This window comes from Curtobacterium sp. 9128, from assembly GCF_900086645.1.
GTDB lineage: Bacteria > Actinomycetota > Actinomycetes > Actinomycetales > Microbacteriaceae > Curtobacterium.
Genome location: NZ_LT576451.1, coordinates 1,920,582 through 1,945,987 on the forward strand (window position 1 = coordinate 1,920,582; position 25,406 = coordinate 1,945,987).

Consider the following 25,406-nt stretch of genomic DNA (forward strand, 5'->3'; position numbering starts at 1 on the left):
CTCGCAACAAGGACTGCCCTCTGGGTGGTCGTGTTGTCGAGTCGATCGCAATTTTAATCTTTGTGGTCAAGTTTCTAAGAGCAAACGGTGGATGCCTTGGCATCTGGAGCCGAAGAAGGACGTAGAAATCTGCGATAAGCCTCGGGGAGCTGATAATCGAGCTGTGAGCCGAGGATTTCCGAATGGGGAAACCCCGCCAGGCGACTTGTCGACCTGGTGACTCCCGCCTGAATATATAGGGCGGGTAGAGGGAACGTGGGGAAGTGAAACATCTCAGTACCCACAGGAAGAGAAAACAACATGTGATTCCGTGAGTAGTGGCGAGCGAAAGCGGATGAGGCTAAACCGATCATGTGTGATAGCCGGCGGGCGTTGCATGGTCGGGGTTGTGGGACACGTCACTCAGTTCTGCCGGACTGGGGCGGTTACAGCGCATCATAGTCGAACCGGTTTGAAAGCCGGGCCGTAGTGGGTGCCAGCCCCGTAGACGAAATGGTGTTATGGCCGGATGTGTATCCCAAGTAGCACGGGGCCCGAGAAATCCCGTGTGAATCTGTCAGGACCACCTGATAAGCCTAAATACTCCCAGATGACCGATAGCGGACAAGTACCGTGAGGGAAAGGTGAAAAGTACCCCGGGAGGGGAGTGAAATAGTACCTGAAACCGTTTGCTTACAAACCGTCGGAGCCTCCTTGTAGGGGTGACGGCGTGCCTTTTGAAGAATGAGCCTGCGAGTTAGTGATATGTGGCGAGGTTAACCCGTGTGGGGCAGCCGTAGCGAAAGCGAGTCTGAATAGGGCGATTCAGTCGCATGTCCTAGACCCGAAGCGAAGTGATCTATCCATGGCCAGGTTGAAGCGACGGTAAGACGTCGTGGAGGACCGAACCCACTTCAGTTGAAAATGGAGGGGATGAGCTGTGGATAGGGGTGAAAGGCCAATCAAACTTCGTGATAGCTGGTTCTCTCCGAAATGCATTTAGGTGCAGCGTTGCGTGTTTCTCGCCGGAGGTAGAGCTACTGGATGGCCGATGGGCCTCAACAGGTTACTGACGTCAGCCAAACTCCGAATGCCGGTGAGTGAGAGCGCAGCAGTGAGACGGTGGGGGATAAGCTTCATCGTCGAGAGGGAAACAACCCAGACTACCAACTAAGGCCCCTAAGCGTGTGCTAAGTGGGAAAGGATGTGGAGTTGCATAGACAACCAGGAGGTTGGCTTAGAAGCAGCCACCCTTGAAAGAGTGCGTAATAGCTCACTGGTCAAGTGATTCCGCGCCGACAATGTAACGGGGCTCAAGCACACCGCCGAAGTTGTAGATTTCGCATGTTAGACAAGCCTTCGTGGTTCAGTCGTGCGGAGTGGTAGGAGAGCGTCGTGTGGCGAGTGAAGCGGCGGAGTAATCCAGCCGTGGACGCCACACGAGTGAGAATGCAGGCATGAGTAGCGAAAGACGGGTGAGAAACCCGTCCTCCGAAAGACCAAGGGTTCCAGGGCCAGGTTAATCCGCCCTGGGTAAGTCGGGACCTAAGGCGAGGCCGACAGGCGTAGTCGATGGACAACGGGTTGATATTCCCGTACCGGCGAACAACCGCCCAAGCTAATCCAGTGGTGCTAAGAGTCCTAACCCGTATCCAGCGGATCCCTTCGGGGTGAAGCGGTGCGGTCTAACGCTCGACCCCATGCTGGTGCGGTTAGCGTATGAACAGGTGTGACGCAGGAAGGTAGCTGAGCCAGGCGATGGTATCCGTAAGGTGAACCTGGTGTAAGGATGTAGGGCTGACGATAGGCAAATCCGTCGTCTGTGTGCCTGAGATCCGACGCGTACCCGTTAGGGGAAATCAGTGATCCTATGCTGCCGAGAAAAGCATCGACGCGAGGTTGCAGCCGCCCGTACCCGAAACCGACTCAGGTGGTCAGGTAGAGAATACCAAGGAGATCGAGAGAATCGTGGTTAAGGAACTCGGCAAAATGCCCCCGTAACTTCGGGAGAAGGGGGGCCGGACACGTGACCGGATTTACTCCGTGAGCGTTGAAGGCCGCAGAGACCAGTGGGAAGCGACTGTTTACTAAAAACACAGGTCCGTGCGAAGTCGCAAGACGATGTATACGGACTGACGCCTGCCCGGTGCTGGAAGGTTAAGAGGAGGGGTTAGGTTTCGACCGAAGCTCTGAATTTAAGCCCCAGTAAACGGCGGTGGTAACTATAACCATCCTAAGGTAGCGAAATTCCTTGTCGGGTAAGTTCCGACCTGCACGAATGGCGTAACGACTTCCCAGCTGTCTCAACCGCGAACTCGGCGAAATTGCACTACGAGTAAAGATGCTCGTTACGCGCAGCAGGACGGAAAGACCCCGTGACCTTTACTACAGTTTGGTATTGGTGTTCGGAGTGGCTTGTGTAGGATAGGTGGGAGACTGTGAAGCGGGCACGCTAGTGTTCGTGGAGTCATTGTTGAAATACCACTCTGGTCACTTTGGATGTCTAACGTAGGACCCTGATCGGGTTCATGGACAGTGCCTGATGGGTAGTTTAACTGGGGCGGTTGCCTCCCAAAGAGTAACGGAGGCGCCCAAAGGTTCCCTCAACCTGGTTGGCAATCAGGTGGCGAGTGTAAGTGCACAAGGGAGCTTGACTGTGAGACTGACAGGTCGAGCAGGGACGAAAGTCGGGACTAGTGATCCGGCAGTGGCTTGTGGAAGCGCTGTCGCTCAACGGATAAAAGGTACCTCGGGGATAACAGGCTGATCTTGCCCAAGAGTCCATATCGACGGCATGGTTTGGCACCTCGATGTCGGCTCGTCGCATCCTGGGGCTGGAGTAGGTCCCAAGGGTTGGGCTGTTCGCCCATTAAAGCGGTACGCGAGCTGGGTTTAGAACGTCGTGAGACAGTTCGGTCCCTATCCGCTGCGCGCGTTGGAAATTTGAGAAGATCTATCCCTAGTACGAGAGGACCGGGATGGACGAACCTCTGGTGTGTCAGTTGTTCTGCCAAGGGCACCGCTGATTAGCTACGTTCGGACCGGATAACCGCTGAAAGCATCTAAGCGGGAAGCCGTCTTCGAGATGAGATTTCCATGCACCTTGAGTGTGAGAGGCTCCCAGCAGACTACTGGGTTGATAGGCCGGATGTGGAAGCGGGGACTAACGACCCGTGGAGCTGACCGGTACTAATAAGCCGAAGACTTGACAACACAACTATTTCCCGACACTTCGGTGTTGGGGCTCGCGTCCACTTTGTGGTTCCCGACAGACGATCGGGAATCAATTGAATACTTCAGCAACGGCTTGAAGGAACATGTTGAGACCAGATCATGGTCGACAGTGTTCCGGTGGTCATAGCGAGAGGGAAACGCCCGGTCACATTCCGAACCCGGAAGCTAAGCCTCTCAGCGCCGATGGTACTGCAAGGGGGACCTTGTGGGAGAGTAGGACGCCGCCGGACTTCTTTTGCAACACCAGAAAACCCCTGACCAGTACTGGTCAGGGGTTTTCTGCGTTCCCCGACCGTTCCCGGACCGCTCCAGGACCGTTCTACGACTGATCCAGGGCCGCTCCAACGCCGTTCCGGGTCGTCGTCGCGAGAGCAGTGGCAATAGGATCAGCCCGGGTCGGCCGACGGAGGAACGATGACGCACACCTGGCCGGCACTGCCGGATGGCTCCCGCCTGGCGCTGCGGGAGATCCTCATCCACGGGGTGCTGTCCCGTGCCGAGATCGCGCGGTCGCTCGGGCTCTCTAGGGCGAGTCTGACCCGGGCCATGCGACTGCTGGTCGCACACGGCATGGTCGTCGAGGTCGGCACCGATGTCCGTGGTGCGACCGGTCGTCCCTCCGAGCTCCTCCAGGTGAGCTCGGGGGCGTGGGAGTTCCTCGGGGTGAAGCTCACGAAGGACCGCCTGTACGCGGCGGTGACCGACCTCGGTGGACGGATCCTCGCGCTCCACGAAGAAGTCATGACGTCCACGGTGCCGGAGGACGTCGCCGCGCAGATCACCGCCGTCACGGCGCAGCTCCGGCAGGCGCACCCGGCCCTCTGTGCGATGGGGGTGTCCCTCCCGGGCGACGTACTCGTCCGGAGCGGGGAGCCGATCGTCGCCGCGTCGGTGTTCCTCGGATGGGCCGACGTGCCGTTCGCACGGATGGTGTCCGAACGCACGGGCCTCGCGACGTTCACCGCCAACGACGTGCACGCGCTGACCGCGAAGGAGCACTGGTTCGGTGCCGGCGCGGGCAGGGAGTCGATGGCGCTCGTCACCGTGGGTGAGGGTGTCGGTCTCGGCCTCATCGCCAACGGCCAGGTGTCGACCGGGCAGAACGGGCGGCTCGGGAGGATCGGACACCTGCCGGTCCTCGGCGGTGGTCCCGATTGCGGCCTGGGGCACCGCGGCTGTGCGTCGAGCTTCCTGCCGAGTCCGGTCATCGTGCGCAACTCCGGACACGTGGGCGCCACGTACGACGAGGTCGTGGAGCTCGCCCGTGACGGGGACGCCCCGGCTCTCGCGGCCTTCGTGGATGCCGGTCGCGCGCTCGGGGTCGTCCTGGCGTCGGTCGTGCACGTCACCGACCCGTCGGCGATCGTGCTCACGGGCGACGGTCTGCCCGTGTACGACATCGCCCGGAGCGCGGTGGACGACGCACTGCGCGGTGCGCTCGAGCCGAACACCGACGCCCTGACGATCGAGGTCCAGCCGTTCGAGTTCTCCGAGTGGGCGCGCGCCGGAGCGGTGCTCGCCATCCGCGGACTGTTGCAGGAGTGACCACTTAGTTACACGCGTTGACAAACATCGAGCGAACCGGGAGGCTGGTGCGGTCCCACCATCGAAGGAGATGCCGTGACCGCTCGGACCACCCCTCCCTGGCCCACCGCCGGCCTGTCGTTCGGCGGTGACTACAGCCCCGAGCAGTGGCCGCGCGAGGTCTGGACCGAGGACGTCCGGCTCATGCGCGAGGCCGGGGTGAACCTGGTCACCGTCGGGGTCTTCTCCTGGGGGCTGCTCGAGCGGGCGCCGGGGGAGTACACGTGGGAGGGGCTCGACGAGATCCTGGACCTGCTGCACCGGAACGGCATCGCGGTGGACCTCGCGACGCCGACCGCCGCGGCGCCGAGCTGGCTGGTCGCGGCACACCCGGAGATCCTCCCGGTCGACCGTCAGGGCATCGTCCGGCAGTCCGGCGAACGGCTCGGCTGGTGCCCGGACTCGCCGGTGTTCCGCGAGCACGCCACACGGATCGTCGACGCCGTCGCCGAGCGCTACGGCAGCCACCCCGCCGTGCGGCTCTGGCACGTCAGCAACGAACTGGGCGGTGGCAACGCGCGCTGCACCTGCGCGAACTCCACTGCGGCGTTCCAGGACTGGCTCCGTGCGCACCACGAGTCGATCGACGCCCTCAACGACGCCTGGGGCACGGCGTTCTGGGGACACACGTACACGGACTTCGACGAGGTGTCCCTGCCGCGGGGGCCGCGCGACGGTGCGCCGAACCCGGGGCTGTTCCTCGACGCCGAGCGGTTCTCGTCCGACTCCCTGCTCGCCCACTACCTACACGAGAAGACGGTCATCGAGCGGCACTCCACTGTCCCCGTCACGACCAACTTCATGGTGGGCGCGGCATCGCAGACCGTCGACTACGCGGCATGGGCGGCACACGTCGCGATCCCCGCGAACGACCACTACACGCTCGTCGACGACCCGCGTCGCGAGCAGGACCTCGCGGCTGCTGCCGACCGGGTGCGGGGCATCACCCGGGGGCGTGGCCCGTGGCTCCTCATGGAGCACTCGACCGGCGGCCCGAGCTGGCAGGAGCGGAACCGCGCGAAGGAGCCGAGCGAGCTCGTGCGGAACGCGCTCGCCCACGTCGCCCGCGGTTCGGACGGCGCCCTGTTCTTCCAGTGGCGGGCGTCGACGGCCGGTGCGGAGCAGTTCCACTCCGCGATGCTGCCGCACGCCGGCACCCGGACCCGGATCTGGCGCGAGGTCACTGCCCTCGGTCGGGCGATGCAGGCACTCGCGCCCGTGCAGGGCAGCGTCGTCGAGCCGGCCAGGGTGGCGATCGTCGTCGACGACCCGTCGGGTTGGGCCGTGCAGTCCGGGCTCAAGCCACACCGGGCACTGTCCTACGCCCGGGAACTCCGCGCATGGCACCGCGCGTTCTTCGACCGCCAGGTGCTGACCGACGTGGTGCCGGTCGACGCGGACCTCGACGGCTACGACGTCGTGGTGCTGCCCACGCTGCTCGTCGTGGACGACGCCACGGCGGCTCGGCTCTCCGCCGTGGTGGGCCGGGGCGCGACGCTCGTCGTGACGTACCTGTCCGGTGTCGCCGACGAGCACGCACGCATCCGCACCGGCGGGTACCCGGGCGCGTTCCGCGACGTGCTCGGCGCGTGGAGCGAGGAGTTCACCCCGCTGCAGCGCGACGAACGCTGGTCTCTGGACGACGGCGAGGTGGTCACCGACTGGGCCGAGGCGGTCCTCGTGACCGATGCCGACGTCGTCCTCGCGTACACGGACGGGCCGCTCGCCGGCCGCCCGGCGGTCACCCGCCGACACGCGGACGCCGGCGACGCCTGGTACGTCTCGGCGATGCTGTCGGACGACAGCATCCAACGGCTCGTGGACCGGATCGTGGCGGACCGGGCGATCCCGCGGACCGTCACCGGGCCTCCAGGACTGGAGGCCGTGCGTCGCGTCGGACGCGACGGTTCCGCGTTCCTGTTCCTCCTCAACCACCGTGCGGACCCCGTCACGGTCGTCGCGTCCGGCACGGACCTGGTCGACGGCTCCGTCCACGGACCGGAGACCGTCGTGCCGGCTGGTCGCGTCCGCGTGCTCCGCGAGGAGCGTGCGGCATGACCGTCGTCGACCGCGGCGCGCGCCCGCTCGGTCCCGCCGAGCCGGTGCGGCCGGTCCACGTCCTCCGTGCGGCCGGGGTGTCGCTCGTGGTCGCCGCCGCGGTCGACGGGTTGCCGGAGGTGCTGCACTGGGGTCGTGACGTCGGCCAGATCGCCGACACCGACGCCGACGACGTGGTCCTGGCGCTCGGCCGCCCGGTCTCGCCGAGCGCGTTCGACGCACCGTGGCCGCTCACCGTGCTGCCGACGGAGCGGGACGGCTGGGAGGGGCGCCCCGGGATCGCCGGGCACGTCGACGGCGCGCCGCTCGTGCCACGCTGGCGCGACGCCCGGGTGGCCTCCGACGGGATGGAACTCGTCGTCACGGCGCACTCCGACGTCCTGGCGCTCCGGAGCGTGTTCGCGCTCGACGGCGCCGGCGTGCTGCGCGTGCGGCACGCGGTCACCGGCCGGAGCGACGTGCCCGTGCACCTCCAGGCGCTCGAGGCGACGCTGCCGGTGGGGGAGCGGGTGGCAGAGGTCCTCGACCTCGGCGGGCGGTGGACCCGCGAGCGCACGCCGCAGCGTCGTGCGCTGACCGCCGGGAGCCATGCACGCGAGAGTCGCCGCGGACGGACGGGCCACGATGCACCGACGCTGCTGGCGCTCGGCACGTCGGGGTTCGACGACGAGGCCGGTGAGGTGTGGGCGGTGCACCTCGCGTGGAGCGCCGACGCCGTCCACCGGATCGACCTGCTCGCCGAGGCCCGGCCGCTGCTCGGGGCGGGGGAACTCCTGCGCGCCGGCGAGGTGGTCCTCGGGCGCGGCGAGACGTTCACCACCCCTGACGCCGTGTTCGTCTGGAGCGACGAGGGGCTCGACGGTGTCTCCGCCCGGTTCCACGACTCGCTCCGCGCACGCCCCGGACACCCGCGACGGCCCAGGCCCGTCGTCCTGAACACCTGGGAAGCCGTGTACTACCGCCAGGAGCTCGCGCCGCTCGTCGCCCTCGCGGAGACCGCCGCGGACATCGGCGTCGAGCGGTTCGTCCTCGACGACGGGTGGTTCCTCGGGCGCCGGTCCGACAGGACCTCGCTCGGCGACTGGCGGGTGGACCCCGCGGTGTGGCCGGACGGGCTCCGGCCGCTCGTCGACCGTGTCCGGGAGCTCGGGATGGAGTTCGGGCTGTGGTTCGAGCCCGAGATGGTGAGCCCGGTGTCCGAGCTCGCCGTCGCCCACCCGGAGTGGCTCCTGCAGCGCCCGGACGACGACGTGCGGACCTGGCGCAACCAGTACGTGCTGGACATGGCCAACCCGGACGCCCGGGCGTTCGTGCTCGAGGCCATGTCGGCGGTCATCGGCGAGCACCACGTGGAGTTCGTCAAGTGGGACCAGAACCGGGACGTCGTGCACGCGGTCCACGACGGGCGCGCGGGACTCGACGCGCACACCCGCGGGGTCTACGCGCTGATGGACGAGCTGCGTGCCCGGCACCCGTGGCTCGAGATCGAGGCCTGTGCGAGCGGAGGAGCCCGCGTCGACCTCGGGGTGCTCGAACGGACCGACCGGGTGTGGCCGTCGGACACGAACGACGCCCTCGAACGGCTGCCCGTCCAGCGCTGGACCGAGGTGCTCCTGCCGCTGGAGCTCATCGGTTCGCACGTCGGGCCGGAGGTCTCGCACACCACCGGCCGGCACCTCGACCTGGACTTCCGGATGGCGGTGTCGTTGTTCGGCTCGGCCGGGATCGAGACCGACGTCACCACGCTGACGCCCGTCGAGCTCGACCGGATCCGTGCCTGGACGGCGCTGTACCGGCGGGAGCGCGGGCTGCTGCACACCGGACGGCTCCGGCACCTCGACCTCGGCGACCCCGGTCTCGCGACCACCTCGGTCGTCGCCACCGATCGGTCCCGCGCGCTGGTCCGCGTCGCCAGGACGGCCACCGGGCCGCAGTCGCTCGCGGTGCCGCTCCGGCTGCGCGGGCTCGACCGGACGCGGCGCTACCGGCTCGCCCCGGTCGCGGGCATCGGCGTCCCGCACGGTCTCGACATGGTGCCGCCGCAGTGGATCGAGCGCGGGTTCCTCGAGCTGCCAGGTGCCGTGCTCGAGGACGTGGGCGCGCGCCTGCCGATGCTCGCGCCCGGGACCGCGGTCGTGCTGGAGTGCCGCGCGCTCGACTGACCCGTCCGAGCCGCGCCGCTACCCGCGCAGGTCGCCGGCGTGCCGGAGCACGAGCGGCGACCCGAGTGCCACGGTGTCGACACCAGGTGCGCCCGACACGGTGAACGTCACGGACTCGCCCGGCAGCAACGACACGAGCCCGTCGTCCACGCGGGCGGCAGGGTCGACACGGTCCGGGAAGACCGACACGTCGCGGGCGTAGGACGTGGCGGTCACGGTCACCCTGGCGCCGTCCTCGGTGGCCGTCGCCGAGACGGTCAGGGGCGCAGGCGTGAGCCGCTGGTCGACCACCTCGGCGAAGTCGTGCACCGTGCGACCGAGCGGACCCGAGACGACGAGGACCTCGGTCGCGGGGTCCTCCGGAACGGCGAGCGACACGGGCAGTGCGACCCGCGCGGCATCGGCGGGCGCAGCGCCGACGTCGAACGACCCCGCCGCGAGCACCGAGCCGTCGAACCCGACCCGCTCGACCGTCACGGTGTCCTCGACCCGAGCGCCCGACGCGTTCACCAGCACCAGGTCGAGGCCGGAGCCGTCTCCTGGCTGCACCGTGAGCAGCACCGGCTGGTAGGCGTGCCGGACGGCGTACCAGACCGGCTTCCTGATCCCCGCGTGGTCGACGAGCGACCACGACACCACCGGCCAGTCGTCGTTCAACTGCCACACGATCGTCCCGGTGTTGTGCGGGGTGCGTGACCGGAACCACTCCATGCCGAACCGGATCGCGTGCGCCTGGTTCAGCTGCGCGGACCAGTGCCAGTCCTCGATCGACGCCGGCTCCGGCAGGTGCCCGCGCATGCCGTCGGCGAGCTTCCGGTTGCCCTGGTCCGCCTTCTGGTGCACGAGCATCTCTTGCCCGTCCGGGTCGAGCGGCTCGTCGTGCACCACCGCGGTCAGGGTCGACCACGCCGGCGGCCCCTGGAACCCGAACTCCGCGACGAAACGCGGATCCCAGTCCGCGTAGGCGCGGTAGTCCAGCCGGTTCCAGACGTCCCAGATGTGCACGCTGCCGTTCCGCTCGTCGTTCGGCGTCAGGTACTCGTCGAACGAGAACGGGCTCCCCGGCGTGTACGGCCGCGTGGGGTCGAGCTCCGCCACGATCGCGGGCAGCAGCGACCGGTAGTACCCGTTGCCCCAGGTCCGGCCGACGAGCGACGGCCGCCAGCCCCACTCCGCGTACGCCACGAGGTTCTCGTTGTTGCCGTTCCACACCACGAGCGACGGGTGCGGCGACAGTCGGGTGACGGCCTCGCGCGCCTCGGCCTCGACCTCGTCCGCGAGCCACGGCTCCTCCGCGTACGCGGCGCAGGCGAACAGGAAGTCCTGCCAGACGAGCACGCCGAGTTCGTCGCACCGGTCGTACAGGTCGGCCGACTCGTACACGCCGCCGCCCCAGACCCGCAGCAGGTTCACGTTCGCCTGGACGGCGTCGTCGATCCGATCGGCGGAGCGCTCCGGTGTCATCTCGGTCAGGAACGCGTGGTCCGGGATCCAGTTCGCCCCGCGGACCAGCACCGGGCGCCCGTTGACCCGGAGCAGGAAGGGCGCGCCGTCGGCGTCCGCCGCCGTGTCGAGCGTGACCGTGCGGAAGCCGACGCGGCCGGTCCACACCGCGTCGCCGACCTCGACGCGGACGACGTGCAGCGGCTGGTCGCCCTCGCCGCGAGGCCACCAGACCGCGACGTCCGGCACGACGACCCGGACGGTGGCCGTCCCGTCCACGACGGGGCGCGAGCCGACGATCCGGACGGGAGGCTCGGTGCCGGATCCGGGGGACGTGGCGGACGTGCGGTGCGGGGCCACGGTGATCCGTGCCTCCAGTCCGGTCGTTCCGTCACCGCCGGTGGACGTGACGGGTGCCGCGCCGATCGCCTGCGAGAAGGCGCCGGTGGAACCGGCGTGCTCGACCTCGACGTGTGCGGTGAGCACCCCGTCGGCACCGTCCAGGTCGACGAGGGGGCGGACGGACGCGATGCGGACGCCGCTCCAGGACTCGATGCCGATCGACTTCCAGATGCCGCTCGTCGCGACGTCGATGCCCCAGTCCCAGCCGAAGTTCGACGCGTTCTTCCGCAGTGCGTTGTACGGGTGGTGGTTGACGTGCGGGAGCTCGCCGCCGTGCAGCGCGGATTCCCGCTCGGCAGCGGGCACCGGGGCGTCGAACGTGACGACGAGCTCGTTCGTGCCGGGGCGGAGCAGGTGTCCGACGGGGAACCGGTACGAGCGGTGCTGGTTCCTCGTGGTGCCGACGACGATGCCGTTCAGCTCGATGGTGGCCAGGGTGTCGAGTCCGTCCGCGACCAGGTCGTGGCGCTCGGCGTCGGGTGCCGCCCACTCGAACGTGCGGCGGTACCGCCAGACGGTGTCGCCGATCCACTGCGTCGCTGCTTCGTTGTCGCCGTCGAACGGGTGCGGGATCAGGCCGGCGCGCAGCAGGTCCGTGTGTGCGCAGCCGGGGACCGTCGCCGCGATCCTCCCGGTCGGTGCCTCGGCCGGGCCGTGCACCGCCTCGAGGGTCCACGTGCCGTCCAGTGTCGTCCGCTCCATCGCGTCTCCAGTGCTCGTCGGGCCGCATCGTCGCTGCCTCTTGACCGACTTAGTTTATGCGTGTAACAATCACGCTCACAACGTGGACCTGCGACGACGCAGACCGAGAGGACAACGATGTTCAACCCAACCCGTTCACGGCTCGCCATCGGCGGAGCCGTTCTCCTCGCAGCCGGCCTCGCGCTGAGCGGCTGCAGCTCCAGCGGCTCCGCCAGCACCGGGGACGCTGCCTCCACCCTGATCGCGTACACCGGCCAGTCCGGCGACTACCAGATCAACTACAACCCGTGGTCGCCCTCCAACATCGGCGGCGTCGGCACGATCTACGAGTCGCTGTTCTTCATCACCAACGTCAACACCAAGGACCCGAAGCCGCTCCTCGGCAAGTCGTACGAGTGGAACGGCGACGGCACGCAGCTGACGATCACGCTCCGCGACGGCGCGCAGTGGAGCGACGGCAAGCCCTTCACGGCGAAGGACGTCGTCTTCACGCTCGACATGCTCAAGAAGCAGAAGGCGCTGAACTCCATCGGCTACGACGGCACCGCGAAGGCCGACGGCGACGACACGGTCGTGGTGTCGTTCGACAAGCCGTCGTTCGTGCTCGGCCCGAACCTGCTCGGCAAGACCTGGATCGTCCCAGAGCACCTGTGGAAGGACATCGACCCGACCACCGACGTCGTCCGCAAGCCCGTCGGCACCGGTCCGTACACGCTCGGCACCTTCAAGGCGCAGGCGTTCACCCTCGAGGCGAACAAGGACTACTGGGGCGGCGCACCGGCCGTGAAGACGATCCGCTACCTGTCGCTCTCCGGCAACACCGCCGGCGCCGACGCCCTGTCGCAGGGCTCCATCGACTGGCAGACCGGTCCGGTGCCGAACATGGACGACATCCCCGGCAAGTACCCGGGCTACGACGGCATCACCATCGGGCAGAACCAGATGGCGCTCCTCACCTGCTCGTCCACCGCGCTCGGCTGCTCCGGCCCGCAGACCGACCCCGCCGTGCGGCACGCCATCGCCGACGCGATCAACCGCAAGCAGCTGAACTCGCTCGCGTTCTCGAACACGGCCAGCGAGATCTCGCCGACCTTCGCGCTCACCACGACGCAGAAGGACACCATCTCGAAGGACGTCTCGCCCGCGGTCATGCCGTCCGGCGCCGACACGGCCGCCGCGGCGTCGACGCTCGAGGGCGCCGGGTACACGAAGGGCGCGGACGGCATCTACGCCAAGGACGGCAAGAAGCTGTCCCTGACCGTCGAGGTCGTCACCGGGTGGACCGACTACATCACCGCGATCGACACGATGACGCAGCAACTCAAGGCAGCGGGCATCGAGCTCAAGGCGCAGCAGTCGTCGTGGAACGAGTGGACCGACAAGAAGACGAAGGGGAACTTCGAGCTCGCGATCGACTCGCTCGGCCAGGGCCCGACCGCGAACCCGTACTACCTGTACAACAACTACTTCTCGACCGCGAACACCGCGAAGGTCGGCGAGGCAGCCCCGATGAACATCGCCAGGTACAGCAACCCCGAGGTCGACGCCGCGCTCACGAAGCTCGCCGCGATCAACCCCGAGGACACCGCGGCGACCCAGCCCGAACTCGACGTCATCCAGCAGCACGTCGTCGACGACATGCCCTACATCCCCGTGATGACCGGCGGCACGACGAGCGAGTTCCACGCGTCGAAGTTCACCGGGTGGCCCACCAAGTCCGACCTCTACGCCTTCCCGGCCGTCTGGGCGAGCCCGGACAACGCCGAGATCTTCAAGGCGCTCAAGCCGGCGAAGGGCTGACGCCGATGGGATCGCGACCGAGGAGCACTCGACGATGACCTACTTCCTGCGCAAGATCGGCTTCTACGTCGTCGCACTCTGGGCGGCACTGACGCTGAACTTCATCATCCCCAGGCTCCTGCCGGGGAACCCGGTGGACATCCTGCTCGCCAAGCTCCAGCAGCGCGGCGGACAGGTGACCCCGGCGACCCGGCAGGCGTACGAGCTGCTCCTCGGTGGCGATTCCTCGGAACCGATCATCGTCCAGTACGGCCGCTACCTCGGCAACGTGTTCCGCGGTGACCTCGGCGTGTCCGTCAGCTACTTCCCGGCACCCGTCACCGAGGTCATCGCGAGCTCGCTGCCGTGGACCATCGCCCTCGTCGGCATCGCCACGATCCTCGCCGCGGTCATCGGCGTCGGCCTCGGTGCCTTCGTCGGGTGGAAGCCCGGCACCTGGCTCGACTCGTTCGTGCCGGCGACCACCCTGCTCGCCGCCGTGCCCTACTTCTGGCTCGCCCTGATCCTGGTGTACTTCTTCGCCACCGGCATGCACCTGTTCCCGGCGCAGGGCGGCTACGACGTCGTCCTGACCCCTGGGTTCAACCTGGAGTTCATCGGGTCGGCGATCAAGTACGGCGTGCTGCCCGCCGCGACGATCGTGCTCGCGTCCCTCGGCGGCTGGCTGCTCGGGATGCGCAACATGATGGTGTCGACCCTCTCCGAGGACTACATCACCACCGCGCAGGCGAAGGGCCTGTCCGACGGCAAGATCCTGCGGAACTACGCCGCCAGGAACGCCGTGCTGCCCTCCGTCGCCGGGTTCGCGATCTCCCTCGGGTTCATCGTCTCCGGGTCGGTCGTCACCGAGCAGGTGTTCTCGTACCCGGGCATCGGATCGAAGCTCCTGTCCGCCGTGACGAACAACGACTACGCGCTCATGCAGGGGATCTTCCTGTTCATCACCCTGGCGGTCCTCGGCGCGAACCTCGTCGTCGACCTGCTGTACGGGATCATCGACCCCCGCACGCGGGCACGGAGCTAGGGAGGAGACGACATGACCAACATCCAGGAAGAGACCGAACCGACCATCGGGGCGCTCGCCGAGGAAGCGGACACCACCACGTCGATCGCCACCCGGCGGCAGGCCAAGGGCGGCATCCGTCGGTTCCTCCCCGCGCTCACGCCGTGGCTCGTCACCGGCATCGTCCTCGTCGCCGGCGTCACGCTGTTCGGCGTCATCGGGCCGCTGCTCGTCGGCGACCCGACCACCATCCGCGACTCGGGCCTGCAGCCGCCGAGCGCCGAGAACGTCCTCGGCACCACCCAGACCGGCCAGGACGTCCTCGCCCAGCTCGCCTACGCCACCCGCGGGAGCCTGCAGATCGGGCTGATCGTGGGGCTCCTCGCCACCGTGCTCTCCGCGTTCTTCGGGATCCTCGGCGCGTACCTCGGCGGGATCATGGACGAGGCGTTCTCGCTGTTCTCGAACGTGTTCCTCGTGATCCCCGGTCTGCCGCTCGTCATCGTGATCTCCGGGCTCGTCCCGCGTGAGGCACGCGGGCTCTGGACCATCGCCGTCGTCCTCGCGATCACGTCGTGGGCGGGGTCGGCGCGGGTCCTCCGCGCCCAGACGATGTCGATCCGCAACCGCGACTACGTCTCGGCGGCACGGGTCGCCGGCGAACGGCCGTGGCGGGTGATCGCGGTCGAGATCCTGCCGAACCTGCTGCCCGTGCTGGCGTCGCAGTTCGTGTTCGCGGTCATCGCGGCGATCCTCGGGGAAGCCGGGCTGTCGTTCCTGGGGCTCGGAGCGTCGAACTCCTCGACGCTCGGCACGATGCTCTTCTACGCGCAGAACGGCTTCGCGCTGGCCAACGGCGCCTGGTGGTGGTTCGTGCCGCCCGGGTTGTTGATCGCGCTGCTCGGCATGGGCCTGTCGCTCGTGAACTTCTCGATCGACGAGGTCATCAACCCCCGCCTGGCGAACGTGCGGGCACAGCGTCGCCGGGAACGCGCCCTGCGTCGTCTGAAGGGAGCGAAGCGATGACCGCCGTCCTGACCATCGACCATCTCAACGTGGTCTACGAGACCGAACACCCCGTGCACGCCGTGAAGGACGTCTCCCTGACGCTCGCACCCGGCGAGATCCTGGGACTCGCGGGGGAGTCCGGGTGCGGGAAGACCACGCTCGCCTACGCCATCACCCGGCTGCACCGACCGCCGGCGAAGGTCGCGTCGGGGAGCATCACGTTCCACGATCGGGACGGCACCGACATCGACCTGCTCGGGTTGCCGCACGAGCAGCTCCGGGCGGTGCGGTGGTCGAAGCTGTCGATGGTGTTCCAGGGTGCGATGAACGCGCTCAACCCCGTCACGACCATCCGTGCGCAGCTCGACGACGCGCTCGTCGAGCACCGGAAGGGGCTCTCCCGCAAGGAGCGCCGGGCCATCGCCGAGGACGCGCTCAGCCGTGTCGGCGTGGACCCGTCGCGCATCACCGCGTACCCGCACGAGCTCTCCGGGGGCATGCGGCAGCGTGTGATGATCGCGATGGCGATGCTGCTCGAGCCGCAGATCATGATCATGGACGAACCGACGACCGCGCTCGACGTGGTCGTCCAGCGGGAGATCCTCCGGGAGATCGTGCGGCTGCGGGACGAGCTCGGGTTCGCCGTGGTGTTCATCACGCACGACCTGCCGCTGCTGCTCGAGATCAGCGACCGGATCGCGATCATGCTCCGCGGTGAGGTCGTCGAGTGCGACCGGGCGACGGTGATCCAGCACGACCCGCAGCACCCCTACACGAAGCGGCTGCTGCAGTCGTTCCCGAGCCTGTCCGGGGAGCGCGGCGCGTTCATCCGCAGCGGCGTCGATGAGGAGACCCTCGCATGACCAGCGTCACCGTCAGCCACCTCGGCAAGGACTTCCACACCCGCAAGGGCCTGAAGCGCACCACGCTGCGGGCCGTCGACGACGTGTCGTTCGAGCTGCTCCCCGGGCGCACCGTCGCACTCGTCGGGGAGTCCGGGTCGGGGAAGTCCACCATCGCCAGGATGCTCGCCAAGCTCGAGTCCACCACGCGCGGGTCGATCGACGTCCGGCTCGAGGACGGCACGCCCGTCGTCGGCAGCATGTACCGCCGGCACGTGCAGATGGTGTTCCAGGACCCCTTCGCCTCGCTCAACCCGTTCCACTCGATCGAGCACCACATCGCCCGTCCGCTCCAGCTGCACCACCGCGCCCGTGGAGCCGCCGAGACCGCCGACCGGGTCCGTGAACTGCTCGGGCGCGTGAACCTGGACGAGGACTTCGCCACCAGACGCCCGCACGAGCTCTCCGGCGGGCAGCGGCAGCGCGTCGCGATCGCCCGGGCGCTGGCACCAGGGGCGCAGGTGCTCGTCGCCGACGAACCCGTGTCGATGCTCGACGTGTCGATCCGGCTCAGCGTCCTCAACCTGATGGGGCGGCTGCAGCGCGAGGACCACCTCGCCGTGCTGTACATCACGCACGACCTGGCGACCGCGCGGCACTTCTCCGACGAGATCCTGGTGCTCTACCGCGGCCGGGTCGTCGAGCGGGGGCCGTCCGACGCCGTGATCCTCGATCCGCACCACGACTACACGCGGCTCCTCGCCGAGGCCGCCCCCGACCCGGAGCGCGGCGAGCGACGGGTCACGGCGGGTGCGCCGCTCGACCGCTCCACGATCGACAACACCACCTGCTACGACCACACCGTCGGCGCGTGGGTGTCGAGCGAGCCGGCGCCGGTCGGGGCTCGATGAGCGCGGACACCGTCGACTGGGTCACTGCCGGGTTCCGCGCGAGGTTCCTGCTCGCGCCGGACCGTCCCGCCGCCCTCGTCTCGTTCCTGCCGACCGGCGGAGTCCTTGCCGATGGCGGACCCGGCCCCGCCGATCTCGACGACCCGCAACCCCTCGTCGAGCTGACCACCATCGGCCACGGGCGGTTCCCCGGTGGGTACCGGCACGTGGACACCACGATCGGGGCGCGACTCCGCCCCGTCTCGCACCACGTGCAGGCGGACGGGACCGACCTGTGGTTCCGGATCCTGCAGGAGGACGCGGCCACGGGCCTCCAGGTCGAGTCGGTGTTCCGGGCCCGCGACGGCGTCGCGGCCTTCCGGACCTGGACCGAGGTCTCCGCGCTCGGCGACCGCGAGCACGTCGTGGACGCGGTGTCCTCGTTCGCGACCGGAGCGTTCTTGACCGACTCGGGTCGCACCGTCGACGACCTGTCGCTGGTGCACGCCGACAACGACTGGGCCGCCGAGAGCCGGTGGCGGACCGACGCCCTGCGGGACATCGGGCTCGCCCGGATCGACCGGGAGGCGCAGCACCACCCGCCCAGGAGCCGCGCCGTCGTGCAGAACCGCGGATCGTGGTCCACGGGGGAGGCGCTCCCGATCGGTGTGCTGCAGACCGACCGGTACGCGCTCGTCTGGCAGATCGAGCACAACGGGCCGTGGCTGTACGAGCTCGGGGAGACCCGGCGTCACGCGTACGTGCTCCTCAGCGGACCCACCGATCAGGAACACCAGTGGACGGCAACCGTCGCATCGGGACGCCCGTTCGTGTCCGTGCCGGTGTCCGTCGGCATCGCGGCGTCCGTCGACGGCGCGTTCGAGGTGCTCACCGCGCACCGCCGAGCGATCCGGACCGTGCGTGCCGCCGACGAGGCGCTGCCGCTCGTGTTCAACGACTACATGAACACGCTCATGGGCGACCCCACCACCGCGAAGCTGCTACCGCTCATCGACGCAGCGGCCGAAGCCGGCGCTGACCTGTTCTGCATCGACGCCGGCTGGTACGCCGAAGGTCACTGGTGGGACAGCGTCGGGGAGTGGCTGCCGGCGGCGACCCGGTTCCCGGACGGACTCGGAGCCGTCGTCGACCACATCCGGTCGCGCGGCATGCAGGCGGGGCTCTGGCTCGAGCCCGAGGTCATCGGCATCCACTCGCTCCTCGCGACGACCCTGCCCGACAGCGCCTTCGTGCAGCACCACGGCGTCCGCGTCGCCGAACACGGGCGGCACCTGCTCGACCTGCGCTCACCGGACGCCCGGGCGCACCTCGACGAGGTCGTCGACCGGCTCGTCGGGGACCTCGGTGTGACGTTCTTCAAGATGGACGACAACACGATGACCGGGCCTTGGGAGGGCAGCGTCGACGGCGGGCGTGCACTGCTCGACTGGCTCGACGACGTGCAGGCCCGGTACCCGGCGCTGCTCATCGAGAACTGCGCATCGGGAGCGATGCGCGCCGACTTCGCGATGCTGTCCCGGCTGCACATGCAGTCCACCTCGGACCAGCAGGACCCGGTGCTGTCCGCGTCGATCGCTGCCGCTGCACCCGCGGCGATGCTCCCCGAGCAGGCCGGGAACTGGGCGTACCCGGCTCCGTCGATGTCACCAGACCGCTTCACGCTGTCGCTCGTCAACGGGGTGCTCGGACGGATGTACCTGTCCGGCCACCTCAACGAGATGTCGCCGTCGCAGCGCGCGGTGGTGTCCGAGGCGATCGCGGCGCAGCGGGCCGTGCTGTCCGTGATCACGACCGCGATGCCCGTCTGGCCGCTCGGGCTGCCCGCGTGGGAGGACACCTGGATCGCGCTCGGGCTCCGCGCGGCGTCCGGCGAGCTGTACCTCTCGGTGTGGTCGTTGCCTGGTGCGCCGGACGCGGTGACGCTGCCGCTCGACGGGTTCCTCGGGCGGGACGTCGTCGTCGAGTCGCTGTTCCCCGTCGAGGTGGCACCGTGGGTGCCCTCCTGGGATCGGGAGGAGGGGGTCCTCCGTCTCACCAACGGCGGTGCCACCCCGACGGCGCGGGTGTTCCGCATCCGGCCTGCGGCCGGCTGACGGGCGGACGGACGCCGATGGCAGCGGCGTGCGTCGGGGACGGACTGGAGGCTCGTGGCGGGCAGGCACCGAGCCTCCAGTCCGGTGTGGGGTCCCGTCCGGGTCAGGCGCCGAGCTCGGCGCGGAGCCAGCGTGCGGTGCGGCTCTCCGCGGACTGCGCGACCTCCGCCGGGGTGCCTGCGGCGACGACCTGGCCGCCCTCGTCGCCGCCGGACGGGCCCATGTCGATGACGTGGTCGGCCGCGGCGACGACGTTCATCGCGTGTTCGACCACCACGACCGTGTTGCCGGCGTCCACGAGCCGGAGCAGCTGCGTCGTGAGGAGCTCGACGTCCGCGGGGTGCAGCCCGGTGGTCGGTTCGTCGAGCAGGTACAGGGTGTGGCCGGAGCGTGCCCGCTGTAGTTCGGTCGCGAGCTTGATCCGCTGCGCCTCGCCGCCCGACAGCTCCGGCGCCGGCTGGCCGAGGCGCAGGTACCCGAGTCCGACCTGTCGGAGGGTTTCCAGCGCGCGGGAGGCAACCGGCAACGACGCGAGGAACGACGCCGCGTCCTCGACGGTCATCGCGAGCACGTCCGCGATCGTCGCGTCGTGCCACCGGACCTCGAGCGTCTCGGCCGTGTACCGCGTCCCGTGGCACTCCGGGCACGGGGCCCAGCTCCCCGGCAGGAACAGCAGCTCCACGGACACCGATCCCTCGCCCTGGCACACCTCGCACCGGCCGCCGACGACGTTGAACGAGAACCGGCCGGCGGTCCACCCGCGGGCCTTCGCCTCGTCGGTGCTGGCGAACGCGGCGCGCACCGCGTCGAACAGCCCGGTGTAGGTGGCGAGGTTCGACCGGGGCGTCCGGCCGATCGCCTTCTGGTCGACCTCGACGACCCGGTCGATGCCCGGGTGCGACAGGGCGACCGACGGCAGGACGCCGCCGACGAGCGACGACTTGCCCGACCCGGACACGCCCGTGATCGCGGTCAGGACACCGAGCGGCAGGTCGACGTCGAGCCCGCGGAGGTTGTGCCGCGTGACGTCCCGGAGCTCGAGCGTGCCGGTCGCGGTCCGCGGCTCGCGTTCGACGGGCGGTCGCGGCTGCAGGTAGCGGCGGGTGACGGATTCCTCCACGGAGGCGAGCCCAGGCACCGGCCCGCTGTACAGCACCGTCCCGCCCGACGCCCCGGCACCCGGGCCGACGTCCACGATCCAGTCGGCCTGCCGCACGATGCTCATGTCGTGCTCCACGACGAAGACGCTGTTGCCGCCGGCGCGGAGGCCGTCGAGGACCTCGACGAGCGGCTCGACGTCGGCCGGGTGCAGACCGGCACTCGGCTCGTCGAGCACGTAGACGACGCCGAAGAGCCCCGACCTGAGCTGCGTGGCGATGCGGAGCCGCTGCATCTCGCCGGGGGAGAGCGTCGGCGTCGCCCGGTCGAGCCCGAGGTACCCGAGGCCGAGCCCGGTGAGCACCTCGACCCGGGTCAGCAGGTCCTTCGCGATCGCGACGGCGACCTCGGTGCGCTCACCCGACGAGGCGCGAGACGTCGCCGGCGCCGCATCCGTGAGCTCGGCGACGGGTCGGAGCACCTCGGCGAGTGCGGTGAGGGGGAGTGCGTGCAGCTCGGCGATCGTCTTCCCGCCGAACGTCACCGCGAGCGCCGCCTGCGTCAGCCCGGTCCCGCCGCACAGCGTGCACGGTCCGGACTCGACGAACTGCAGCACCTTCTTCCGCTGCGTCTCGCTCTGCGAGTCGGCGAGCGTGTGCAGCACGAACTGCCGTGCGCTCCAGAACCGTCCCTTGTAGGGCTTCGCGATCCGGTCGCGCTGCGGGTGCACCTCGACGACGGGCTGCTCCTCGGTGAACAGCAGCCAGTCGCGGTCCTCGCGGGACAGCTCGCGCCACGGCCGGTCGATGTCGTACCCGAGGACCGCCGTCACGTCGCGGAGGTTCTTGCCCTGCCACGCACCGGGCCACGCGGTGATCGCCCCGTCGCGGATGCTCAGCGACGGATCGTGCACGGCCGAGGCCTCGGTGACCTCGTGCGCGGTGCCCAGCCCGTGGCACCGCGGGCACGCCCCGGCGACGGTGTTCGGGGAGAAGGAGTCGGACTCGAGCCGCTCCGCCCCCGGCGGGTACGTGCCGGCGCGGGAGTAGAGCATCCGGGTCGAGTTCGACAGGGTCGTCAGCGTGCCCACCGTCGACCGGGAGCTCGGGGCGCCGCGGCGCTGCTGCAGTGCCACCGCCGGCGGGAGACCCGTGATGGACTCCACGTGCGGCGTCGACCCCTGCGCGATGAGCCGCCGCGCGTACGGCGCGACGGACTCCAGGAAGCGACGCTGCGCCTCGGCGAAGATCGTCCCGAAGGCGAGCGACGACTTCCCCGAGCCGGAGATCCCGGTGAACGCGACGATCCGGTCGCGGGGCACGTCCACGTCGACGCTCTGGAGGTTGTTCTCGCGGGCACCGCGGACGCGGATCATGCCGTCGGTCGCGGTGGACGGGGTGGGTCGTGCGTGCGGGGCGGGCATTCGTTCGACTCTAGACGCGCGCGGCTGACCGCGGCGGTCAGAGGATGCGCAGCTCCATGGCGCGCGTCACCGCTCGGGTGCGGTCGCTCACACCGAGCTTCTCGAACACGTGGCCGAGGTGCGTCTTCACCGTCGTCTCGCTGAGGAACAGCGCGCGACCGATCGCCGGGTTGCTCTGCCCCTGCGCGACGAGCCGGAGCACGTCGAGCTCCCGGGGCGTGAGCGATGGCCCGGTCGGCACGGCGCCGGTCGCCCGGCGGACCAGTGCTGCTGCTGCCGAGGGAGCGAGCGCCGTCTCGCCCCGCGCGGTCGCCCGTACCCCGGCGAGGATCTCGGACTCGGGAGCGGCCTTCAGCAGGTACCCGGTGGCACCGGCCTCGATCGCGGCGAGGATCTGGTCGTCGGACTCGTACGTCGTGAGGATCAGCACGCGGATCCCGGGCTCCGCGGCGAGGATCTGTGCGGTCGCAGCGTCCCCGTCGATCCCGGGCATCCGGAGGTCCATCAGCACGACGTCGGGTCGCTCGGCGAGGACCGTCGACACCGCTGACTCGCCGTCGGCGGCCTGGCCGACCACCTCGACGTCTCCGGCGTCCTGCAGGAGCGCGACCAGCCCTGCGCGGACGATCGGATGGTCGTCCGCCACCACGACGCGGATCACCTGGTCACCTCCGCAGCGGGGTGTTGGACAGCCGGGAGGCTCGGTGCGGCCCCGGCGGGCAGGCTCGCCTCGACGACGGTGCCGCGTCCAGGGCCGCTGGTGATCCGGCAGGACCCGCCCGCCAGGGCGAGCCGCTCCCGGAGGCCGCGAAGCCCGTGGCCCGCGGTCGGGTCCGATGCGTCGAAGCCGACCCCGTCGTCTGCGATCCGCAGGACGGTCTGCTGGGGCGAGGGGAGCAGTGCGACGTGCACCGAGGCGGCGCGAGCGTGTGCGCGGACGTTGCCGAGAGCCTCCTGGGCGACCCGGAGCAGCACCACCTGCGAGTCGCGGCCCAGCGCGCAGTCGGGCGCGTCCACCGTGACGGGCGTGCCGGTCTCGCGGGTGTGCCGCTCGCCGAGGCGGTGCAGCGCGCCGCCGAGGCTGTCGCGGGTGACACCGGCGGCACCGGCGGCGATGAGGACGCGTGACTCCTCGAGTGCTGCGCGGGCGGATTCCTCGAGGACGGTGAGGCGTTCCTCGAGCGCGTCGGTGCGGTCGCTCGCGAGGTCGCTCTGCGCGCGCTCCGTGAGCATCACGATGCCGGCGAGGTTCTGCGCGACGGTGTCGTGGATCTCCCGGGCCAGGCGCTCCCGCTCACTGGCGATGCCCGCCGTGCGGTTCGCCTCGGCGAGGGACGTCTGTGTCGCGCGGAGCTCGTCGAGGAGTCTGCGGCGCTCCTCGGACAGGCCGGCGACGCTCGAGATCCAGACGCCCATGGCGCACGCGCCGACGACGCTGATGCCCTCGATGAGGAGGGTGCTGACGAGCGCCCCGGCGCCGCTGGAGACCTGCAGGCCGATGCCGCTCGCGACGCCGATCGCGATCGAGAGGAGGACGGCGCTCCTGATGCGTTCGGACTGGACCCACACGAGCGGGAACAGGATGCACTGGACGAACGCGGTGCTCGGGGCGACGGCGGGCAGGACCAGCGCGGCGGCGACGAGCAGGGGGAGGAACGCCGCGGCTGCCCGAGGGTCGTCGTAGCCGCGGTGCCCGAACGCGGCGTACGCGACGACCAGGACGGCGATCGCGGCGTAGGCGGGCCAGCGGGCGCTCCACGGGGACCAGCCGTAGGCGGTGATGAACGCCGTGAGGGCCATCGTCGCGGCGAAGAAGGCGTGCAGCCACCGGTTCCGCACCCAGGACTCACCGGTCATGCGCGTTGTGCCCATGGTCCGAGCATCCCACTTCGGGGTCGGCATCACGCGTCCTTGCGGTTCCAGCGGAACGTCAGCACGCAGGCCACCGTGCCGAGGACCAGCCATGCGACCAGGACGAGGGTTCCGAGGCCGAGCTGCCACGAGCCTCCCGGCTCGGCGGACGCGAACGCGTCCGGCAGGAAGACCGAGCGCATCCCGCTCGCCATCCAGCGGAGGGGGAAGACCGACGCGACGTCCTGCAGCCAGGCGGGGAGCTGCGTGAAGGGGAGGTAGACGCCGGAGATGAACTGCAGGACCAGGACCACGGGGACGATCGTCGCGGTGGCGCGGCGGCCCTCGCGGGGGAGTGCGGAGATCGCGATGCCGAGGACGCAGCTCGTCGCGATGCCGAGCAGCATGACGCCGGCGAAGCGTGCCCACTTCTCTGGGGCTGTCGGCAGGTCCACGCCGAAGACGATGCTCGCGATGCCGATCAGCAACGCCGTCTGGAGGATCGTCGTGACGAGGACCATGCCGATCTTGCCGATGAAGTAGCTCAGCACCGGGAGCGGTGTGCCGCCGAGGCGCTTCAGGGTGCCGTCGCTGCGTTCCGTCGCGATGTCGACGCCGAGGGACTGGGTGCCGGAGAGGAGGAAGCCCGTCGCCACCAGGCCGGGGAGGTAGTACGTGGCGTAGTCGACGCTGGCTGTCCCGTTGGCGTCTCCTGCTCGGATGTCGGCGGCGCTGCTGAAGGCGACCGAGAAGAGGGCCAGCATGATGATCGGGAAGAGGAACGTGAAGAACACCGCGTCGGGGGCGCGGAAGTAGGAGCGGATCTCGTAGGTGATGCGGTTCACTTCGACCCCACCATCTCGAGGTAGACGTCCTCCAGGGACGGGCGGATGACTTCGAGGTCGTGCATCGGGTCTGTGCTTGCCCTGATCAGGGCTGCGGGGTCGGTCGTGCGTTCCTCGTGCGTTTGGTTCTGGCTCGTCCACCTGACTCTCGGGGTGCGTGCCGCCGCGCCGCCCAGCTCGTCGATCGGGGCGAGGTCGAGGAGCCTGCCGTCGGCGATGACCGCCGCCCGGTCGGCCAGGTGCGCGGCCTCGTCGAGGTAGTGCGTGGTCAGGAGGATGGTCGTGCCCTCGCCTTGGACCTGCCGGAGGAGACTCCAGAACTGGCGGCGAGCCTCCGGGTCGAAGCCGGTCGTGGGTTCGTCGAGGAACAGGACCTCCGGGCGGCCGATGATGCCGAGGGCGACGTCGACGCGGCGGCGTTGGCCGCCGGAGAGCCTCGCTATGCGGGTGTTGCGCTGTTCCGTGAGCCCTGTGGCGTGCAGGGTCTCATCGACGTCCCGACGCCTCGGGTAGAGCGTTGCGAAGTGGCGCAGCTGCTCGGCCACGGTGACGTTCGGGGACTCCGCGCTGGACTGCAGGACGATGCCGATCCGGGCGTTGTGGCTGCGGCTCGTGCGGACGGGGTCGTGGCCGAGGACCGTGACCGTGCCGTCCGTGCGCGATCGGTAGCCCTCGAGGATCTCGACCGTGGTGGACTTGCCGGCGCCGTTGGGGCCGAGGAGGGCGAAGGTCTCGCCGGCTTCGATGGTGAAGGAGACGTCGTCGACGGCGAGCTTGCCGGTGGGGTAGCGCTTCGTGAGGTGGTGGACCTCGATGGCGGGGGATTCGGGCATGAGACCAGCGTCCTCGGTCCCCGTCGCGGGCGGATCGGCGGAGGGGGCGCGGGCCCATCCTCCGATCGGAGGATGGGCGCGACGCTCCGCTCGACTTCTGATATGTTGCCGGTGGGGAAGTTGCAGCAAGGAACA

The 25,406-nt window shown here is 69.2% G+C and carries 15 protein-coding genes and 2 rRNA genes; 11 read left to right on the forward strand and 6 right to left on the reverse strand.

All coding sequences use genetic code 11. The annotated features are described in order from the left end of the window. The first annotated feature begins 64 nt into the window (after positions 1–64). The 5 genes from QK288_RS09290 (at position 65) to QK288_RS09310 (ending at position 9,017) form a co-directional block, all read left to right on the forward strand. Positions 65–3,192, forward strand: a 23S ribosomal RNA gene (locus tag QK288_RS09290). 134 nt (positions 3,193–3,326) lie between these two features. Further along, positions 3,327–3,443, forward strand: a 5S ribosomal RNA gene (gene rrf, locus QK288_RS09295). Between the two features lie 184 nt (positions 3,444–3,627). After that, complete coding sequence (locus QK288_RS09300; RefSeq protein ID WP_281267510.1) at positions 3,628–4,758, forward strand: ROK family transcriptional regulator; 1,131 nt, start codon at positions 3,628–3,630, stop codon at positions 4,756–4,758. A 75-nt stretch (positions 4,759–4,833) separates the two neighbouring features. After that, positions 4,834–6,855: a beta-galactosidase gene (locus tag QK288_RS09305; RefSeq protein WP_281267511.1), complete on the forward strand. Its 2,022-nt coding sequence runs from the start codon at positions 4,834–4,836 to the stop codon at positions 6,853–6,855. Continuing rightward, positions 6,852–9,017: an alpha-galactosidase gene (locus QK288_RS09310; protein ID WP_281267512.1), complete on the forward strand. Its 2,166-nt coding sequence runs from the start codon at positions 6,852–6,854 to the stop codon at positions 9,015–9,017. Before QK288_RS09305 ends, QK288_RS09310 begins: the two co-directional genes overlap by 4 nt. A gap of 18 nt (positions 9,018–9,035) precedes the next feature. On the opposite strand, the gene QK288_RS09315 is transcribed toward QK288_RS09310, so the two are convergent. Next, complete coding sequence (locus QK288_RS09315) at positions 9,036–11,564, reverse strand: glycoside hydrolase family 2 protein (RefSeq protein WP_281267513.1); 2,529 nt, start codon at positions 11,562–11,564, stop codon at positions 9,036–9,038. Between the two features lie 117 nt (positions 11,565–11,681). Here QK288_RS09315 and QK288_RS09320 point away from each other — a divergent pair, with 117 nt between their 5' ends. From QK288_RS09320 to QK288_RS09345, 6 genes are read left to right on the forward strand one after another with little or no spacing between them, the layout of a single operon-like run. Beyond that, a complete protein-coding gene (locus QK288_RS09320; RefSeq protein WP_281267514.1) occupies positions 11,682–13,364 on the forward strand; it encodes an ABC transporter substrate-binding protein in 1,683 nt (560 codons plus the stop codon). A 34-nt stretch (positions 13,365–13,398) separates the two neighbouring features. Beyond that, a complete protein-coding gene (locus QK288_RS09325) occupies positions 13,399–14,388 on the forward strand; it encodes an ABC transporter permease (protein WP_281267515.1) in 990 nt (329 codons plus the stop codon). Positions 14,389–14,400: 12 nt separating this feature from the next. Next, entirely contained in the window at positions 14,401–15,393 is a 993-nt protein-coding gene (locus QK288_RS09330) for an ABC transporter permease (protein WP_281267516.1), read from the forward strand. Beyond that, positions 15,390–16,238 carry an ABC transporter ATP-binding protein gene (locus QK288_RS09335; protein WP_281267517.1) on the forward strand — a complete coding sequence of 283 codons (849 nt, stop codon included), beginning with the start codon at positions 15,390–15,392 and terminating at the stop codon, positions 16,236–16,238. The genes QK288_RS09330 and QK288_RS09335 overlap by 4 nt, the downstream gene beginning before the upstream one ends. Beyond that, positions 16,235–17,128: an ATP-binding cassette domain-containing protein gene (locus QK288_RS09340; protein ID WP_281267518.1), complete on the forward strand. Its 894-nt coding sequence runs from the start codon at positions 16,235–16,237 to the stop codon at positions 17,126–17,128. Before QK288_RS09335 ends, QK288_RS09340 begins: the two co-directional genes overlap by 4 nt. After that, positions 17,089–19,221 (forward strand): glycoside hydrolase family 36 protein, encoded by a 2,133-nt coding sequence (locus tag QK288_RS09345; RefSeq protein WP_281267519.1) that lies wholly within the window; start codon positions 17,089–17,091, stop codon positions 19,219–19,221. The genes QK288_RS09340 and QK288_RS09345 overlap by 40 nt, the downstream gene beginning before the upstream one ends. Positions 19,222–19,324: 103 nt before the next feature. Here the strand turns inward: QK288_RS09345 and QK288_RS09350 are convergent, their stop codons facing one another. From QK288_RS09350 to QK288_RS09370, 5 genes are read right to left on the reverse strand one after another with little or no spacing between them, the layout of a single operon-like run. Continuing rightward, the gene (locus tag QK288_RS09350) at positions 19,325–21,742 is read right to left on the reverse strand and encodes an excinuclease ABC subunit UvrA (RefSeq protein WP_281267520.1); all 2,418 of its coding nucleotides are present in this window, start codon (positions 21,740–21,742) and stop codon (positions 19,325–19,327) included. Between the two features lie 37 nt (positions 21,743–21,779). Beyond that, positions 21,780–22,403, reverse strand: a complete 624-nt coding sequence (locus tag QK288_RS09355) for a response regulator transcription factor (RefSeq protein ID WP_281267521.1) — start codon at positions 22,401–22,403, stop codon at positions 21,780–21,782. Continuing rightward, positions 22,400–23,614 (reverse strand): sensor histidine kinase, encoded by a 1,215-nt coding sequence (locus tag QK288_RS09360; RefSeq protein ID WP_281267522.1) that lies wholly within the window; start codon positions 23,612–23,614, stop codon positions 22,400–22,402. Before QK288_RS09360 ends, QK288_RS09355 begins: the two co-directional genes overlap by 4 nt. A gap of 29 nt (positions 23,615–23,643) precedes the next feature. Beyond that, a complete protein-coding gene (locus tag QK288_RS09365; RefSeq protein ID WP_281267523.1) occupies positions 23,644–24,438 on the reverse strand; it encodes an ABC transporter permease in 795 nt (264 codons plus the stop codon). Further along, positions 24,435–25,271 carry an ABC transporter ATP-binding protein gene (locus QK288_RS09370; RefSeq protein WP_281267524.1) on the reverse strand — a complete coding sequence of 279 codons (837 nt, stop codon included), beginning with the start codon at positions 25,269–25,271 and terminating at the stop codon, positions 24,435–24,437. The genes QK288_RS09365 and QK288_RS09370 overlap by 4 nt, the downstream gene beginning before the upstream one ends. Positions 25,272–25,406 lie beyond the last annotated feature (135 nt).

Excerpts from the sequence above, each read along its gene's own strand:
- QK288_RS09300 (WP_281267510.1), top strand. The coding sequence starts at position 3,628 with ATGACGCACACCTGGCCGGCACTGCCGGATGGCTCCCGCCTGGCGCTG.
- QK288_RS09310 (WP_281267512.1), top strand. The coding sequence starts at position 6,852 with ATGACCGTCGTCGACCGCGGCGCGCGCCCGCTCGGTCCCGCCGAGCCG.
- QK288_RS09315 (WP_281267513.1), bottom strand. The coding sequence starts at position 11,564 with ATGGAGCGGACGACACTGGACGGCACGTGGACCCTCGAGGCGGTGCAC.
- QK288_RS09320 (WP_281267514.1), top strand. The coding sequence starts at position 11,682 with ATGTTCAACCCAACCCGTTCACGGCTCGCCATCGGCGGAGCCGTTCTC.
- QK288_RS09325 (WP_281267515.1), top strand. The coding sequence starts at position 13,399 with ATGACCTACTTCCTGCGCAAGATCGGCTTCTACGTCGTCGCACTCTGG.
- QK288_RS09330 (WP_281267516.1), top strand. The coding sequence starts at position 14,401 with ATGACCAACATCCAGGAAGAGACCGAACCGACCATCGGGGCGCTCGCC.
- QK288_RS09335 (WP_281267517.1), top strand. The coding sequence starts at position 15,390 with ATGACCGCCGTCCTGACCATCGACCATCTCAACGTGGTCTACGAGACC.
- QK288_RS09340 (WP_281267518.1), top strand. The coding sequence starts at position 16,235 with ATGACCAGCGTCACCGTCAGCCACCTCGGCAAGGACTTCCACACCCGC.
- QK288_RS09350 (WP_281267520.1), bottom strand. The coding sequence starts at position 21,742 with ATGCCCGCCCCGCACGCACGACCCACCCCGTCCACCGCGACCGACGGC.
- QK288_RS09360 (WP_281267522.1), bottom strand. The coding sequence starts at position 23,614 with ATGGGCACAACGCGCATGACCGGTGAGTCCTGGGTGCGGAACCGGTGG.
- QK288_RS09370 (WP_281267524.1), bottom strand. The coding sequence starts at position 25,271 with ATGCCCGAATCCCCCGCCATCGAGGTCCACCACCTCACGAAGCGCTAC.